13 protein-coding genes are annotated in these 15,954 nt (G+C 69.9%); 2 read left to right on the top strand and 11 right to left on the bottom strand.

The annotated features are described in order from the left end of the window. Window positions 1–173: 173 nt before the first annotated feature. The 6 genes from G4D86_RS54135 to G4D86_RS10835 form a co-directional block, all read right to left on the bottom strand. Window positions 174–1,565 carry a M57 family metalloprotease gene (locus tag G4D86_RS54135; RefSeq protein ID WP_163992397.1) on the bottom strand — a complete coding sequence of 464 codons (1,392 nt, stop codon included), beginning with the start codon at window positions 1,563–1,565 and terminating at the stop codon, window positions 174–176. Between the two features lie 44 nt (window positions 1,566–1,609). Beyond that, window positions 1,610–1,852: a hypothetical protein gene (locus G4D86_RS10815; RefSeq protein ID WP_163992399.1), complete on the bottom strand. Its 243-nt coding sequence runs from the start codon at window positions 1,850–1,852 to the stop codon at window positions 1,610–1,612. A 222-nt stretch (window positions 1,853–2,074) separates the two neighbouring features. Then, window positions 2,075–3,598: a serine/threonine-protein kinase gene (locus G4D86_RS10820; RefSeq protein ID WP_163992400.1), complete on the bottom strand. Its 1,524-nt coding sequence runs from the start codon at window positions 3,596–3,598 to the stop codon at window positions 2,075–2,077. Next, window positions 3,592–4,578 carry a tetratricopeptide repeat protein gene (locus G4D86_RS10825; RefSeq protein ID WP_163992402.1) on the bottom strand — a complete coding sequence of 329 codons (987 nt, stop codon included), beginning with the start codon at window positions 4,576–4,578 and terminating at the stop codon, window positions 3,592–3,594. The genes G4D86_RS10820 and G4D86_RS10825 overlap by 7 nt, the downstream gene beginning before the upstream one ends. Window positions 4,579–4,595: 17 nt before the next feature. Next, window positions 4,596–5,894 (bottom strand): sigma 54-interacting transcriptional regulator, encoded by a 1,299-nt coding sequence (locus G4D86_RS10830; RefSeq protein WP_163992404.1) that lies wholly within the window; start codon window positions 5,892–5,894, stop codon window positions 4,596–4,598. Beyond that, window positions 5,891–6,517, bottom strand: a complete 627-nt coding sequence (locus tag G4D86_RS10835) for a hypothetical protein (protein ID WP_163992406.1) — start codon at window positions 6,515–6,517, stop codon at window positions 5,891–5,893. The genes G4D86_RS10830 and G4D86_RS10835 overlap by 4 nt, the downstream gene beginning before the upstream one ends. Before the next feature lie 128 nt (window positions 6,518–6,645). Between G4D86_RS10835 and G4D86_RS10840 the strand changes: the two genes are divergently transcribed. Both G4D86_RS10840 and G4D86_RS10845 read left to right on the top strand, forming a co-directional pair. Then, entirely contained in the window at window positions 6,646–7,128 is a 483-nt protein-coding gene (locus G4D86_RS10840) for a hypothetical protein (protein WP_163992408.1), read from the top strand. A 182-nt stretch (window positions 7,129–7,310) separates the two neighbouring features. Then, a complete protein-coding gene (locus G4D86_RS10845) occupies window positions 7,311–9,545 on the top strand; it encodes a zinc-dependent metalloprotease (RefSeq protein WP_163992410.1) in 2,235 nt (744 codons plus the stop codon). Window positions 9,546–9,718: 173 nt separating this feature from the next. Here the strand turns inward: G4D86_RS10845 and G4D86_RS10850 are convergent, their stop codons facing one another. The 5 genes from G4D86_RS10850 to G4D86_RS52750 form a co-directional block, all read right to left on the bottom strand. After that, window positions 9,719–11,128 carry a neprosin family prolyl endopeptidase gene (locus tag G4D86_RS10850; RefSeq protein WP_163992411.1) on the bottom strand — a complete coding sequence of 470 codons (1,410 nt, stop codon included), beginning with the start codon at window positions 11,126–11,128 and terminating at the stop codon, window positions 9,719–9,721. A 188-nt stretch (window positions 11,129–11,316) separates the two neighbouring features. Then, window positions 11,317–11,955, bottom strand: coding sequence for a hypothetical protein (locus G4D86_RS10855; RefSeq protein ID WP_163992413.1), 639 nt, complete (start codon window positions 11,953–11,955; stop codon window positions 11,317–11,319). Window positions 11,956–11,980: 25 nt separating this feature from the next. Next, window positions 11,981–12,718, bottom strand: a complete 738-nt coding sequence (locus G4D86_RS10860; RefSeq protein WP_163992415.1) for an OmpA/MotB family protein — start codon at window positions 12,716–12,718, stop codon at window positions 11,981–11,983. Window positions 12,719–13,046: 328 nt separating this feature from the next. Beyond that, window positions 13,047–14,087 (bottom strand): hypothetical protein, encoded by a 1,041-nt coding sequence (locus tag G4D86_RS10865; protein WP_163992417.1) that lies wholly within the window; start codon window positions 14,085–14,087, stop codon window positions 13,047–13,049. A gap of 18 nt (window positions 14,088–14,105) precedes the next feature. Then, the gene (locus tag G4D86_RS52750; RefSeq protein WP_163992419.1) at window positions 14,106–15,914 is read right to left on the bottom strand and encodes a S41 family peptidase; all 1,809 of its coding nucleotides are present in this window, start codon (window positions 15,912–15,914) and stop codon (window positions 14,106–14,108) included. Between the last annotated feature and the right edge of the window lie 40 nt (window positions 15,915–15,954).

The raw sequence follows: 15,954 nt of genomic DNA on the forward strand, positions 1-15,954 counted from the left end.
GCGCTCTCGATGTGGGCAGCTCGTCATGAAGAGGCACGCGAGCACTTCGTGAGAGCGCGATAGTCGAGGGCCCCCCGGGAGCTGCTGCCCCCGGAGGGTCATGTCCGCGACGAGGACGCGGTGGCGCTTCCACGACCGCCCCGCGCCCTGTCTGCCAGATGCCGCCGTGGCGACTACGGGCTGATGGAGAAGCTCCCCGCCCAGTAACCGTAGGAATACGTGGTGACGCCGTTGCGGGTGGAGCCGGTATAGCTGCCCTGTCCCGGCTGGATGGTGACGGACAACTGCCCGCCCGTGACGGGAATCACCCCCGCATGCACTGCCGCCGCGCAGACATTCGAGTCGTCGGTATAGAGGTCCGTCCCCCACACAGCCCCTCCGGAGCTCCCCGCCGGGCAGCTGCACCGGATGCTCGACCCGTTCTGCCCGCGGTAGGACATGATGTTGAAACTGGAGCAGAGCGGCGGCGGCTGCGGCACCTGCGCACCGATGAAGCGGAAGCTCCCCGGCCAGGCGCCGTAGGAGCTCGTGGTGACGCCGTTGCGGGTGGTTCCGATGAAGATGCTCTGGGCCGGCTGGACCTCGAGGACCACCGCCCCGCCGCTGGTGGTCATCACCCCCGCGTGCACCGCGGCGGTGCAGATGTTCGAGTCATCGGTGTAGAGGTTCGTTCCCCAGACCGAGCCTCCGCCCCCCGAGGAGCAGGTGCAGCGAATCTGCGCCCCCGTCTGCCCTTGGTAGGCCGCGACGTTGACGTCCGGGCAGCTCTGGGTCGCGCTCTGGCCATAGAGGATGTTCAGCGCGTTGATGTCCGCACTGGTGAACTCGCCGGTATTGTCGATGTGGGGGCAGGCGTTCATGACGGACCCGTTCCAGACAGCGGTGGTCGGTGTTCCCGGAATGTGGATGACGCCCACGTCCTCGGCCCCTTCGACGCCGCTGTAACGCGGCTCGCAGCTGATGCTGCGATCATAGTAGTCCGTGTGGCGCAGGCCGAGGGTGTGGCCGAGCTCGTGAGTGATGATGTGCTCGTTGATGTCGAGGGGTTGGTCGTTCAGCGCGGGGATCATGTTGATGGACCCGCCGGGCAGGCCGTACGAAGGGAATTCCGCCCAGTTTTCGTCGGGTCGGATGATGGAGATCCCCGCGGCGATGGTCGCGGAGCAGCCGGTCGTCGGACCGCGCGCGAAGGTGAATCGCAGACCGAGCGCGTTGTAGTTTCCGATGGCCAGGTCGAGTCCCTGGCTCATATTGGAGTAGCTGTTGAACGCGGTCGAGGGGTCGATGCAGATCTTCGTCACCTGAGGGCCGACGAGGTTGGTCGAGCGGTAATGCTCGGCGCTCCCCGCGGGAGCCTGAATCATCTCGCGGGACGCCTGGAGCGTCACATACGCGTCGCCGCTCACGAACACGGCCTCGTTGATGACGTGGATGTCCTTGGCCGGATAGCCGGCCTCGATGAGGTTGGAGATGATCTCCTCGTTCTCCATCTGCGGGTCCATACCGCCGCAGCCAACCAGCAATGCGACACCGGTCACCGCGAGGACTGCTGCTTGCTTGAACATGGATGCTCGTTTCTCTGACTGTGGGGGATGTGTCCTGCGGGGGACTAGTCGATGTCCGCGTCGCAGTTGGTGCCGCAGGCCTCGTGGCAGTCGCAGAGCTTCGCAGTGCAGCTCTGGACGCAGGCCCCGTAGCCCGGCTCCTCGCCGGTGCCGCACGCGGCGACGCACAGGGTGTGCTTGTTCGTGCACGCAGAGGACTCCTCGGCGGTGCATTCATCATCTCCGCAGGCGGTGGCGAAGAAGGCGAGCGACATCGAGGCGGCGAGAACCAGAACGAACGTCTTCATGAAGAGACAGCTCCGTGGATGTGGGGATGATTGGGTTGCGGCACGCGGCTTCCGTGCGTGCGTGCCGGGGAGGTTGCACGCCCCATGCCCTCAGCGGAGCCGGTGCGCTCCCGGCGCTCCTCGCGCCTCATCTCGCGGGGTTGGCGCGTCAGGCCGTGGAGGAGCGCGGGAAGGCTGTCCCCTGCCAGGAGACAGCTGTCCGGGGGCACGACACTTCAGCCCTCAGCGGGCCGGCTCGAAATCCACTCGCAGGGTGGCGACAGCGCCCGGCTCGATTCGGACGGTGCGCTGCTCGGTCCGTCCCAGCACGGGGTTGTGGAAGACGATGGTGTGGCGTCCCGCGGGCAACGGGTAGCGGGCCAGCGGCGTCCGGTCCACCTCGCGCCCGTCCACGGAGATGACCGCCCACGGACGCGCGTCCACGGTCAGGTAGCCGATACCGGCAGGGGCCTTCGCCTCCATGGCCCGTGCGGGCTCGCGCCTCACCGGCGCAGAGGAGGACGACGGGCGCCTCGGGGCCTCCACGGGGGCGGGCTGCTCCATGGGGGACGGAGACGGGACAGCGACAGCCGCTGGTTGCCCGGCGCCGTCGGCGGACGCCTCCCCGGTGCGGCTGGCAGCCGCTGGCCGCGCGCCCTGCCACCAGAGCCCGACCCCCGCAACCACCACGGCCGCGCCTCCCACCAGGACGAGGCTCCGTCTTCTCCTGGGTGGGCGTGTACCGCCCTGCCGCGCCACCTCCTCCGGCTCGCCGGCGGGGGGACCGGTCCGGGTAGGGCCAGCGTCCCGCGACGGCGGAGGCTGGCGGAAGAGGGCCAGCTCGGCGGCGCACAGCGACTCGACGAGCGCGCCCAGCTCGGCGGGCCCGGCCACCGGCCCCTCCAGGAAGCCGTCGAGGAGCGCCCGCGCTGACGGCAGCCGCAGCTCCCGCTCGCGAGCGGCGCCCCGCTGGAGCGTGTCGCGCAGGCGTGCGCTGGCATCCGGCCGGAGGTGCGTCACATCCGGCAGCGACTCGTGGCGGATGGCGTCCATCGTGGCCGGGTCCGTCTCGCGCTGGAACGGTGAGCTCAACGTGAGCGCCTGGTACAGCGTCACGGCCGCCGCGAAGACATCCGCCCGTGCATCCACGGGCCCCGTCGCCTCCAGCTGCTCCGGAGGCATGTACGCGAACTTGCCCCACGGACGGCCGCCGCGGGTCGTCACGTGGGAGAGCACCCGGGCGATGCCGAAGTCGCCGAGCAGCACGGCCCCGCGTGTGGACACCATGACGTTGGACGGGCTGACGTCGCGGTGGACGACACCGAAGTCCTCGCCTCCGGGCCCCCGCAGGTGGTGTGCGTAGTCCAGCGCCTCGCAAAGGCCGGTGGCCACCGCCCGCACCACGGGAAGCGAAAGGCGCCGGCCTTCCCGCCGGCACGCGCGCAGCAACTGCGACAGGCTCACGCCCTCCACGAGCGCCATCGCCAGGTAGTAGCGCCCGTCCGCCTCGCCCGCGTCGAAGAGCGGGATGATGTGGGGGTGCTCCATCCGCGCGGCGATGCGGGCCTCCTCCAGGAAGCGCTCCACCAGCGCGGGCTCCTCGGAGAGGTGGGGCAGCAGCAGCTTGAGTGCCACGCGCTTCTCGAAGCCGGCCAGGCCCGTGCGCCGGGCGATGAACACCTCGCCCATGCCCCCCGCCGCGATGCGCGAGAGCAGCTCGTAGGGGCCCACGCGCAGCCCCCGGGTGGCGAGCCCGGTCGCTACCATGTGAGGAGATAGCCGCCGCCGAGCGCCGCCGCCCCGCCGCCGATGAAGAGGCCCGTGGCCCACCCGGCCTGCGTGCGCGCCCGGTCGGAGTGTCGCCGCGAGTCACCGGCCCACTCCGCGCGCGATGCGGCGTCATGCGACTCGCCGGACCGGACCTGCAGCCATGTGCCGCCCACGCCCGCGGCGACCGCCACCCCCAGCGACACCCACCCCAGCGTCCTGCGGAGGCGGGGCGTCGTGGAGGCCCCCCCGCCCCCCTGCACGTCCCCGGGTCCGGCACCCGGAGCAGGCACGGGAGCCACGAGGGACTCCGAGACGACACCGTCCCGGGCCTCGGTGCCCGGCACAGACGCGGCAGCCATGCCCCGGGTCCACTCCTGCGGCGCCTCCGGAGCACCCAGCCGGGTCAGCCCGTTGCCCTCCGGGCCCTGCGCCTCGACGTACCAACGCACGGGGCCGGGCCCACCGCCGGGAAGCTGGAAGACGCAGCACTGCGCGTCGGGCCGGGCGCGCAGCGGCCGCCAGTCCGCGTCGCGCGAGCCGCGCCAATGCAGCACCACGGCGTCGACGCGCCGCCACGGGTCCACCACCTCCACGCGCACCAAGCCTTCGGCCGCGGGGAGCTGCTTGAGGGCCACGTAGCCGGCTGGAAAGAGCCGGGCCTTCACGGCCTGGAACGTCTCGAGAATCTTGGGCGACAGGTCCGCCGGAGGCTCGGCGCGCGGGTCGAGCATCAGCATCCGCTCATAGGTGGCCTCGGCCTCCTGGCGCCGGCCCTCGGCCAGCTCACAGCGGGCCCGCAGCTCGAGGATGTCCAGGTGCTGGGCGCGGGTGCTGGAGGGCACCTGCTCGGCGAGCTCGAGCAACTCCACCGCTTCGCTGAAGTGAAGCGCCTCGTACCGCGCCCGTGCCTGCTCCAGATAGGGATTGGCCGGCGCGGCCTGTCCCAGCACCACCAGCAGTGTCACGGCGAGCCACATGTCGCGCGCATCCTAGCTCAGCCCCTGCCGCGTCCGGGGAGCAGCCCGTGGGTCTTGAGGAGCCGGTAGAAGTAGGAGCGCGCCAGGCCCGCCTCCCGCGCGGCCGCCGAGGCGGAGCCCCGGTGCCGTGCGAGCTGCGCCTCCAGGTAGCTGCGCTCGAAGACCCCGAGGACGCGCTCGCGTGTCGCGTGGAAGTCCTCCTTCGCTCCGCCAGGGGGCGCGAGCTCGGGCAGCGCGGCCTCGGCGCCCAGGGTGAGGGTCCGCTCCACCGCGTTGCGCAGCTCCCGCACGTTGCCGGGCCAGTGATAGGCGGTCAGCGTGGCGAGGCTCGCGGGGGACAGCGGAAGTGAGGCCCCGAGGCTCCGGGCGAAGTGCTCGGCGAGCAGCGAAATGTCGTCCAGCCGCTCCCTCAGGGGCGGCGCGTGCAGCACGATGCTCGCCAGCCGGTGGTAGAGGTCCGGCCGGAAGGTGCCCTTCTTCATCGCGGCCGTGAGGTCTCGGTGCGTGGCGGCGACGAGCCGAAAGCGGACGTGGCGCTCGCGCGTCTCGCCCAGGCGGCAGAAGCGCCCCGTCTCCAGGACACGCAGGAAGGTGGGTTGGACTTCCAGCGGCAACTCCGCCACCTCGTCGAGGAAGAGGGTGCCCTCATGGGCGGCCTCGATGGCGCCCGGGGTGTCTGCCACCGCGCCCGTGAAGGCGCCGCGCGCATGGCCGAAGAGGATGCCGGGCAGCAGGGACGCGGGGACGGCGCCACAGTCGAAGGCGCGCAGCGCGCCCGTCTTTCCGGACAGGGCGTGCAGGGCCCTCGCGATGCCCTCCTTGCCCGTGCCCGTCTCGCCCTGGATGAGGACGGAGATGTCCACGGGAGCCACGCGCTCGACTTCGGCGAAGAGCCGGCGCATCGCGAGCGAGCGGCCGAGCAGTCCCGCGAGCTCGGTCTGTTCGCTGAGGCGCTCGAGCGCGGCCTCCGCCGGGAGCAGGGCGAGCCGGGTCTTCCCGAGCGCGACGATGGCGCCCAGGGGGACCTCCACCACCTCCACCCGGGCACCCAGATAGCGCGTCCCGTTGCGGCTCTTGAGGTCCCTGACACGCACGCGGGGCCCGAGCAGCTCGAGGCTCACGTGCTGGCGGGACACGGTGTCATCGGTGAGGACCAGCTGGCAGTCCGGCAGCGTCCCCACCACGACGGTGCCCCCCTCCACCAGGGCGGACCGGCCACGGTCCGGCCCCTCCAGGACGAGCAGCCGTACCCTGGGCGGGCCGTCGGGGTCCGTCTTCTCGGTGATGGGCGAGGTGCGCGGGGGAGACGCGCTCATGGCGCGTCCTCGCAGGGCGAGCTGCTGTCCGAGCGCCACAGCTTCACGTCATCGACCCACACCGGCGTCTGGACCCCGGCCGGAAGGACGAGCCGCACGGAGCCCACCATGTCCGGGAAGAAGTACGTGGAGGCGGTGACCTGCCGCCACGTGCCATCCAGCGGCAGCTCCCCTGTCTCATCGGGCTCGGAGTCCACCAGGAGCTGGAGCACGGCGGTGCGGCCCTCGCTTCCGCGAATCCAGGCCGAGGCGCAGTAGAAGCCCTCCTCCGGGTCGAGGAGCGGCGGCGAGCGGGGCGTCAGCGTCACGATGGCTCCCTCCTCCCGGGCCACGAGCCGCGCCGCGACGCCGCCGGTGAAGCCCGGGGCCTCGGAAGTCAGCACGCCGGGGGTTTCCCACCCCTGCGCACCCTCTTCGAAGCCGGAGTTGGACACGAGGTTGGCCGGCCGCGGCGTCTCGTCCCCCGCCGAGCAGCGCCCCGCCAGACACTGGAGGCCCGGCCCACAGGACTGGTCCGGGCCACAGCGCTTGCCGGTGACGTCGACGGGCTCGGGAATACAGCCTGGCGCGGCGGCGACACCGAGCACGAGCAGCGCGGCGCGTTTCCTGAAGCGTCCCAGCACGGGCGCGACACTACCGGCCTGGCCCCCATGGAGCCAGCGTCATACCGTCAGAGAACATCGCGACAATGGCGCAGGGGACAGCTACTTCTCTGGCAGAGAAATGGCCATTGGAAGGTATGAGGAACGCCATGAGCGACGAGCGCACGCCTGCCGAGCCCGAAGTGATGGAGCCCACGTTCTGGCGGAAGAACGGCTGGACGGCCAGGGTCATCAAGAACGAGGAGGACGACGGCTGGGCCGTGGAAATCCGCAAGCAGGGGATCCCCGAGCCCGTCCTCATCAGTCCGTGGGTGATGGGCCGCGACAAGAAGAACCCCAAGCCCTTCGATGCGCCGGCGTTCGCGACCTTCGTGAAAACGGCCTCGGAGGTCCTCGACCGCTCCGCGCGACAGCGCGACCAGGCCATGACCAAGAAGCTCTCCATCGCCTGGGAGGGCCGCTGGTACGAGGTCCGGCTCGAGCTCGTAGCCGATGAGTATGAGCCCCACGCGCTGCTCTCGGCCATCGACGACGCGGGCGCGACCGTCGCGAAGCATCGCGTGCCCGCGAACTTCAAGTTCAACAGGGACGCCGCCAACGCGTGGGTGCGCGAGGGCTTCCCCGAGCCCTGAGCAGGCTGTCCTCAACGACCCGGCGGATCAAGCCGCGAAGCCTCGAGAGCGCCAGGCGTGCCACGGTGTGAAACTGCCGTGCATTTGTCATGCGTCTCCACCTGTATCGATATGTCTCCGCGTGACGGGCATTCGTCCCATACCGCAACGGCCTCCAGACGCGGTGCGGAAGGGGAAACACCATGTCGAGACCCGGAATGGCCGCGCCACGCGGCCTGCTGTGCATGCTTTGGACGCTATCCCTGTGGATGACCAGTGCCTGTGACGACGGGCCGACCCGCTCAGTGGAGCGCTCCGGCCCATTGCTCGAAGGGCCCTTCGTCGCGGTGTCTCGCGAGCTGAGCCCCGAGTCGTGGGAGCGCCTGCGCCTGGGACTCGGCGTGACGCCGGAGACGCGCAACGCGGAGGGGAACGGGACGTTCTACCTCGCGCTCCGCAAGAAGGAGCTGGGCCAGCGCTGGTTCATGTCTGCCTTCCTGAAGCAGGACACCCCGGCGGACGCCTTCGGCAACGTCGTCAGGACGCTGGGCGTACGCGTGGTGTCCTTCCAGGTGCAGAACGGCAAGCTGTATGCGTTCGACGTGGATGACACCAAGGTGCGCAGCGAGCTGTTCAAGCCGGACGAGATCATCGAGGCGTGGCCCGTCATCACCGACGATGCCACCTTCAACCGGCTGCCAGGCTCGGAGGACTACATCCTCTTCGACCCTGCCGCGGGCCTGGACCGCCTCATGGGAATGGACGACCTGGGATCCACCTACGACGCCGGGTTCGAGGTTGAGCTGGCCTTCGCGCGGCGCTTCCGGAAGCTGGACACCGGCATCGCCTTCGAGAAGCTCGTCACCGGCCATGCGCAGCCCTACAGCGCGGAGGCCTACGTCCCCCCTCGAGTCACCGCGACGCTGGCTCTCGAGTTGAAGCGCTACCAGGAAGGTGCGGGCTTCACGACGCCCCCCGCGCCGCCGCTCACGCACTACTTCCTCAACGAGCCGCGGCTCATCCCCAACAGTGGCCTGCTCACCCAGGAGGTGCCCATCAAGTGGAACATCCGGCCGGGGATGAAGCCCATCGCGTGGGTAATCTCAGACACGCTGGTGAAGACGCAGCAGGACCCGCGCTATCGCGACTACGACATCATCGGCGCGGTGAAGCGGGGCGTGGAGCATTGGAACGAGGCCTTCGGCTTCCAGGCGCTCTCCGTACGGGTGGCGCGGCAGGGCGAGTCCCTGGGGGACCTGGACCTGAACTCCATCTTCTTCGACCCCGACCCGAGCTACACCTCCGCGCGCGCGGACTTCCGCTCCAACCCGAACACCGGGGAGATTCTCGGTGCCAACGTGTACCTCCCCATCGCCTGGCTGGACGTGGCGGTGGCGGGGGGAGAGGCGGAGCCCGTGATGCCGGAAGCGGGGGTCGCTTCCCGTCCCCGGCTCGAGCTGTCGTGGAACGGCCTGACGCCCGAGCGGCTGTGCGAGCTGGACGTCTCGGAGGCACTGGCGGGAGCTGCGATCCCCGTCGTTGCCGGGCTCGCGGAGACGCTGCCGCCCCTGACGCCCAAGGAGCGCGTGGAGCGCATCTTCACGGACGTGGTGATGCATGAGATTGGCCACACGCTGGGCCTGCGACACAACTTCAAGGGCTCCCTGACGTTCCCCTCCTCCTCGGTGATGGAATACACCTACCTGCCGGACCAGGCCTACCGGGGGGGCGGAGTGGGGCCCTATGACGTGTCCGCCATCCGCTACCTCTACGGGCTGTCCTCCCACCTGCCGGAAGAGGCGTTCTGCACGGATGATGACCTCTGGCTGGACGTGGACTGCAACCGCACGGACACCACCTCGAACCCGCTCGAGCTCTTCTATGGCACGGCGTACCGGGAGCAGCTCCGCGTGACGCTGGAGACGGGAGCCCCGCCTCCGGCCGACGCGCTCCTCAATAGCGTGTTGCAATACGTGCGCTCGGGCCGCTCCAACCAGGAGAAGCTGCGGGCCTGGAACATCGCCACGGAGGGGCTGCTCGCCCCCATTCCTCCGGAGACCCTGGCGGCGTTCCCGGGCTACGGCGACAGGGCGGATGCCCAGTCCCGGCGAGTCCTCCAGCGCCTGTACCTGGACAACGCCAGGACCCGAGGCCTCTTCATGTCGGCGGACCCGCGGCCCGATTCCCTCTTCACACCCGTGCTGCTGGCGCAACTGCGTGGCAACCTGCTCAACGTGGACGGCGTGCGCAGCCGGGCCACGCGCCGCACGGCCATCGACATCCTGAAGAAGCTCCAGACGTACGAGGCCTTCACCGTGCTGCGCGAGGCGCGTGACGTCGTGGAGGCGTCCCTGCCGGGGCTCTCCGGGCAGGCGCGGATGGACGCAGAGGACCTGGTCAGCCGACTGGTCCAGGCAACATCCCCGTACTTCAACTGAGGAGATTGCTCTCGAGCAACCCACCGCTGCCACGGCAGCTCGCAGTGCGATGGCGCACGTGCCCGGCCGAGTCCGCGGCACCTACTACATCCAGAGCCAGCTGGAGTGTCGGGCGGCGGAAGTGAGGCGGGTGGGGCTCTGGGCGCCCACCCGCCTCCGCCGCGAGGATGCGGCTACATGCAGTTGGCGTTGAAGCCAGTGCCACCGAAGAAGAAGTAGCGGCCCCAGTTCCCCGGGTCATTGTTCAGCGAGATGTCGTAGCAGTACGGGTCGTCGCGGTACGCGGTGAGCCCGGACGGGTCCGTGTAGAAGTTGCTCGTGTTCACATAGAGCAGGCGGCGCTGGTAGGCCGCGTACCCGAACCACGACGCCGGGTAGGCGCCGCTGCCCATGTCCGTGGACGTGTGCAGGTTGAGGTTCCGGTTGTCGATGATTTCGCCGCCGAAGTCGATGGACCCGGCGTTGTTCGCCAAGCCATTCGCGTCGAAGCGGGTGCGCGGGTAGTAGCCCACCCAGACGTCGCCGTACCTCAGCCACCAGTTGCCCGAGGTGCCGTCCTTGTACCAGAGCAGCTTGAACTCGTACTGAGGGCCGCCGGGCGTGCTGTAGTTGCTGAAGGTCCCGCCGATGGGGATGGTGTTGTTGACCTGGACGAACGCGCCGCAGCTCAGGTTGTAGCAACCGCCGCTGCCGTAGTTGTCCGGCGTGAAGTAGATGAACAGGCGCGAGTTGTAGTCACCGTATAGGTCCCGGTACTTCTGCCAGCCGGCCTCCACCGTCTCCAGCGAAGCACCCGAGCCGCGGACGACCCACATCTGCGACAGGCTGAACTCGCTGTTCAGCTCGGTGTACGGGTTCCAGATGTTGAAGATGCTCTCGGCGCCCATGTTGTCCACCCACTGGTGCGCGTGGGCGTACTGGTGCTGGGCCGTGGGGCCGTTGCGCGGCGGCTCGATGCCCTCGAAGCCCCGGGGCTTGCCGGTGTCCACGGGAAGTCGGCCGGCGAGGTGGTTGGGCACCTTGCGGCGGAACTCGTCCAGCGTCTCGAAGCGCTTGAGCGTCTCCAGCTTGAGCTGGACGATGGGCACGGTGCCCTCCGGGCAGCGCCGCATCGCGCCGAAGGCGTCCACATCTCCCGGGCCGGACACCTCGGCCTCGAGCGTCGCGGGCCGCGTTTCGCGCCGGGGCGACGCGAGGTCCGCGGCCTTGGCCTCGGGGTCCGGCGGCGGCAGGGTGCTCGGCGCAAGCTGGATGCGGTGGTTCTCCATGCCGGGCTGCCGCAGCGCGGGCTGCAGGTGCAGCGGGACGCAGTCGATGTCGTCACCGCCACGGCTCCTGAAGTGGTGCACCACGTCCTTCGCGTCGTAGAGCGACGACAGGTGCCGCTTCATCCTCGCCAGCTCCTTGACGTCGCGGACGCGCTCCACCAGGCCGATGCTCGCGGAGGAAGTCTCCGGATGGGACGCCGCCTCCTCGGCCTCGGCTTCCGCACACCCCGCGAGCCCCAGGCCCACGCAGGAGATGACTCCCAGTCGCAACAGCCATCCTGACTCGGGATGACGGGTCAGCTTCGCTTTCTTCATGGATTCCCCTCTGCGGACAACGGGTGGGAACCCACCATCGGCGCGCTACCGAAGTATCTCGCCCAGGCAGGTTCAGCCTGCGTCCCAGACATGCCGTCCGGAGCGCAGCAGCACCCAAGACCCGCTTCGGCGCGGATGTGACAGGAGGTGCGGTGCCTCGGGAGGGGTGGCCCACGAATCAGCGGGGACTACCGCCCCGCGCCCGAGGCCTGCGCGCCACTGCCTGCCAGTTCGACGACGCTGGCGGAGAATTCACCCTCCAGCCAGGCCTCGAAGGCGCCGGGCTCGCTGCGAGCGCGGATGCGACCCTTGGCCGTACCGCCCTCGGGGATGAGCGACACGGTGACGTCCTGGAGCGCGTACACCTCCGCGGGCCACGCGCGCGTCACCCGCAGCACGTAGCCCTTGCAGCCGCGCAGGTCTCCCGGCCTGTCCAGGTCCGTCTTCCCGCACGCCAGCGCGAGCGAGTAGACGGCCAGCTTCGCGCTGCCGCCGCCCGCGGCCTCGCTGCGCACCGTACCCAGCAGCACCACGCCCTCGCCGGGCGCCAGCGTGCGGGCGGCACGCATCAGCTTCTGCGGATCGCCCTGCCCCGTGCCGCTCTCCGCCGCCTTGAGCAGCTCGGAGGGGCGGAGGTAGCGAAGCGTCGCGTCGCCGATGAGCGCCGTGTTGAGAACGAACTCCTCCTGAAGCCGCTCCCGGAGCACTCCCTTCTCGGGGGACTCGAGGAAGCGCATCTCCACCGACGGGAGCCGGGAGCTCCGGGCGGCGCAGGCCGAGAGGGTCAGGGCCGCCAGCGCGGCCATGCAGCACAGTCGCGGATTCATGCGTGTCTCCTGTGTGTCTTCCGGCCTAGCGGCTCGCCGAGCGGTTCTTGATGCCGGGCGCCTGGTCCTCGGACGCGAGCACTATTTCGATGCGGCGGTTGAGGCTCTTGCCCTGCGGCGACTTGTTGGAGGCGATGGGGCGGTACTCGCCAAAGCCCGCCGCGGAGAGCTTGTCCGCGGACACGCCCTGCTCCTGCAGCAGCCGCACCACCGCGAGCGCACGCGAGGTGGACAGCTCCCAGTTGCTGGGGAAGGGCCCCTTGGGGTCGGTGGGCACGTCGTCGGTGTGTCCCTCCACTCGGACGAGCTTGCCCTGCACGTCCTTGAGCGCCTGGGCCACCTTGGCGAGCGCCGCCTGCCCCTCGGGGTTGATGGCCACGCTGCCCGACGAGAACAGGATGCGGTCCTTCATCTTCACCACGGTGCGGCCCTTGAGCTCCGACAGCTCTATCTTGCCGGCCTTGATCTCCTCCTTGAGGCTCTGCGCGAGCTGCTCGTACTGCGAGGACTTCTTCTCCAGCTCCTCACGGGCCTGCGCGAGCGCCTCGTCCGAGCGGGTCCGCTCTTTGCGCAGCGACGCCAGCTCCTCGTTGAGCTGCGCCACCTTCGCCTCCAGCGCCTTCACCTTCTCCGCCTCGTCTCCGTACTGGCGGCGGTAGTTCTCCGCCTCCAGGGACTTGGACTCCAGCTGCGACTTCGACACGCCACAGCCCGCCAGCAGTCCCAACATGGCCAGCGACGCCAGCTTCCGGTTCAGGTCCATGACCCCTCCGTGCGCGAGTGAGTGCGGAACTCTTCGCATCGAAGCCGTGTGGGCCGAAACGGACCAGAGTGCGTGCCATGGACGGAATGGCGCAACGCTGGCGCAGTCATTCAGCGCGGCTGTGAGCCGTGTTCACCGTCTGGGACTGACGGTGAACCTCATGAGCTTCTCGAGGCTCCCTTCGTCCGGGGCACGCGGCCCAGCACCGGCCGCAGCACGGGTCGTCGGGGGGAACGGCAGGAAACCCGGCGCCACCACCGGCATCAGCGCAACGCGGCCCAGATCCATCGGCGGAACATCGTCGACGAGGCTGGGCCCCTGAGCGCGCTCACGCCGTCTCGTGGAGCAGCCCCGCCTGCGCGAGCGCGACGAGCCGCTCGCGCGTCGTCTGCCAGGAGCGCGTCAGGAAGGGCGACACCTCGCCCACGCTGCTCGAGGCCTCGAGCAGCGGGAAGCTGGAGGCGGGCACGCGCTTCGTCCATCTCCCGTCCTCCGCCGGAACCCGCGTCGTCTTGCCGGCGAACGCCTGCCGCCCGATGCGGACCCGCCCATCCGGGAACCGGGCCTCGAGGTCGACGACGACGTGCGAGATCGCGCTCCAGGGCAGCGGGCGCTGCAGCCGATGCGCCCACTCCACCAGCACGGCCAGGCCGCGCAGGACGTCATGGAAGTAGAAGCGCGGGAAGGTCAGCTGCGGCCACCCGGCCGCGCTCCCCCGCTCCTCCGCGTTGTGCACGGTGTCCGAGCCCTGGACGAGCGCACGCCCGACGAGGAAGCCCGCGGCGCGGTCCATGAACGCCACGTCCTCGGGGCGCGTGCGCACGGCCGTCAGGGCCAGCATCGCCTCCAGCGGTGCCACGGTGCCGACCATGGAGCTGGGGACCTCGCCCTGGACGAGGTACGCATCCGGGTCGCAGCTCAGCCCGCCATCGGCCATCTGGTAGCGCGCGAACCAGTCGCGGACCCAGGGCAGGCGGGTGTCCACATCGACGCCGCAGGCGAGCAGCACCGGCACGATGCACCCCAGGGCACAATGGCAGAACGAATCGCGGGCGGGATCCAGCCCGGCGGGCGTGTCCTCGGGGTGGATGGGGAAGATCTTCAGCGGAATGCGGGAGAGCGCGGCGACGAGCGCCTCGGCGGCTGCACGCGGAATCCGCCCCGACGCGCCCCGCTCGTGCAGGAGCAGCAGGTGCCACCACGGCGAGTCCCACTTCGGCCAGTAGGGGTCCTCCGCGAGGCTGGCGAGCGCCACCTCCGAGCCGAGGTACGCGAGGGAGTGCTCCACCTCCCGCGCCGCGCCGTCGTCACGCGAGGGCGCGGGCGCATCGTGGCGCTCGAAACGTTTGATGGTGGATGCAAGGTCCATGGCCCACTCCCATATCAGCTACGGGCGTTGCGCCGGGCGGGTCGCCGGCCCCGCGGTGGCGGCGGGCTTTACCGGCTCCTCGAGGAGCTGCAGCGCGCGCTCCAGCACCTCATCCCTGCCCGCGCGCAGGCCCGCGAGCGTCGGGTGCACGGCCACATGGGGCGTGAGCCCCTTGCGCTGGAGCTGGCTCCCATCCGCGTGACGGGTGTCCATGCCCGTGAAGCTCATCCAGATGCCGCCGGGCAGCGAGGTGTACGTCATGTTGCCATCCACTCCGGCGGTGGGACTGCCAACGAAGGTCGTCCCACAGGTGGCCTCCAACATCAATCCCATGGTCTCGGCCGCGCTCATGGCACCCGCATCGATGAGCGTCACGGTGCGGCCGCGGTACACCGGCACATCCGCGGTGGGAACGTCCTGCATCAGCACCGCACGGCCATTCACCAGCGCCGAACCCGCGACGAGGGGGACCTCGAAGCGAGCCTCGGTCTTCGCGCCCTTCACGTTGAGGTACGGCGCCAGCACGCTTGTCGTCCCCCGCGGGTAGCCCCGCAGATCAAACACGATGGCCCGGGTCCCCTGGGCTTTCTTCATGACCTCCGCCACCTCGCCGGGCTCGAGCTGCGCGAGGTTCACGTAGCTGATGTCGCCCTCCAGCAGCTTGAAGGGCTCGTGAGCGCGTCCCTCCCGGGACACATGGGAGGCCCGCTTCACCTTCACCTCGCGCACCCCCTTCTCGTTGCGCACCGTGAAGGTCGCCTCGGCGCCCTGGGGGCCCTGGGGGCCCGCGAGCGCCATGTTGATGTTGAGGAGGCGAGTCGACGCCTCCGTGGAGTTTTGCTTGAAGGAGGCGAAGCGTCGGAGCCGATCCTCCAGCGGCTCGCCGTCCACCTTCTCGATGATGTCCCCCACGGAGAGCCCCTGCGCGAGCTCCGCATCCAAGATCTCGGCGACGACCACCTTCCCCTCGATGTCTCGCCCGTCGAAGGGAGCCCAGGATCCACCCCAGAACTCCTGGTACGCGGGGTGACCACTGATGGAGACATGGCCGTCGCGCAGGTCCGTGGAGGCCTTCGCGACCTCGAGCGCATACTCCTTCGCGTCCCTGGCGGCCTCGAAGCGCTTCAGCAAGAGGGGGAGCTGCTGGCTCCAGTCCACGTCCATCAGGTGGGTATAGGGGAAGAAGAGCTGCACCACGTTCCACAGCCGCACGGCCGCCAGCAGGCGCAGCTCGCGCGAGGGGTACGGGGTCTCCTTGTATGTGTTGTCCGGGCGCCACAGGACTTCGGGCTGGACGGAGGCAGTGGTGCCCTTGGGCTTGGACTTCTGCCTGGACAGGGCCAGCGCCCGGGCGAAGGCCGCGTCGGGGGCCTTCAGGTCGACTCGCGCCGGGAGTTCTTCATCGAGGCCCACAGGCAGCACCGTCTCGCTCGTTCGGACGATGGCGGTGAGCTTCTCGCCCAGCGGCACGTCCTGGGTGTCCACGGTCAACGCGTCCGTCACGGGCCCCTCGCCCACGAAGAGCGCGCGACCGGCGGCGCGCAGCGCCAGGAGCTTCGGAGAGACCGGGCTGTGATCGTCCAGCAGGAAGACGACTCGCGCGGGCTTCTTCCCGAGATAGCCTTTCACGACCGAGCTGGCATCCTGGGTGAAGAGCGTGGTGTAGGGGGTGTCCATGCCGTTCTGCGCCTTGTAGCCCCCGTGAATCGTGGACCTCAGCCCCGGAACGGCCAGCTCTCCCTCGAAGAACAGGGGGACGATCTGGTCCACCGCGCTGGAGACGCTCCAGACCGCCTCCGGGGCGAAGCCGCGCAGACGCAGGTCCACGACCACGGCTCGCGCCTTCTCGACGGGCCCCCAGAGTTGG

Source organism: Pyxidicoccus caerfyrddinensis, from assembly GCF_010894405.1.
GTDB lineage: Bacteria > Myxococcota > Myxococcia > Myxococcales > Myxococcaceae > Myxococcus > Myxococcus caerfyrddinensis.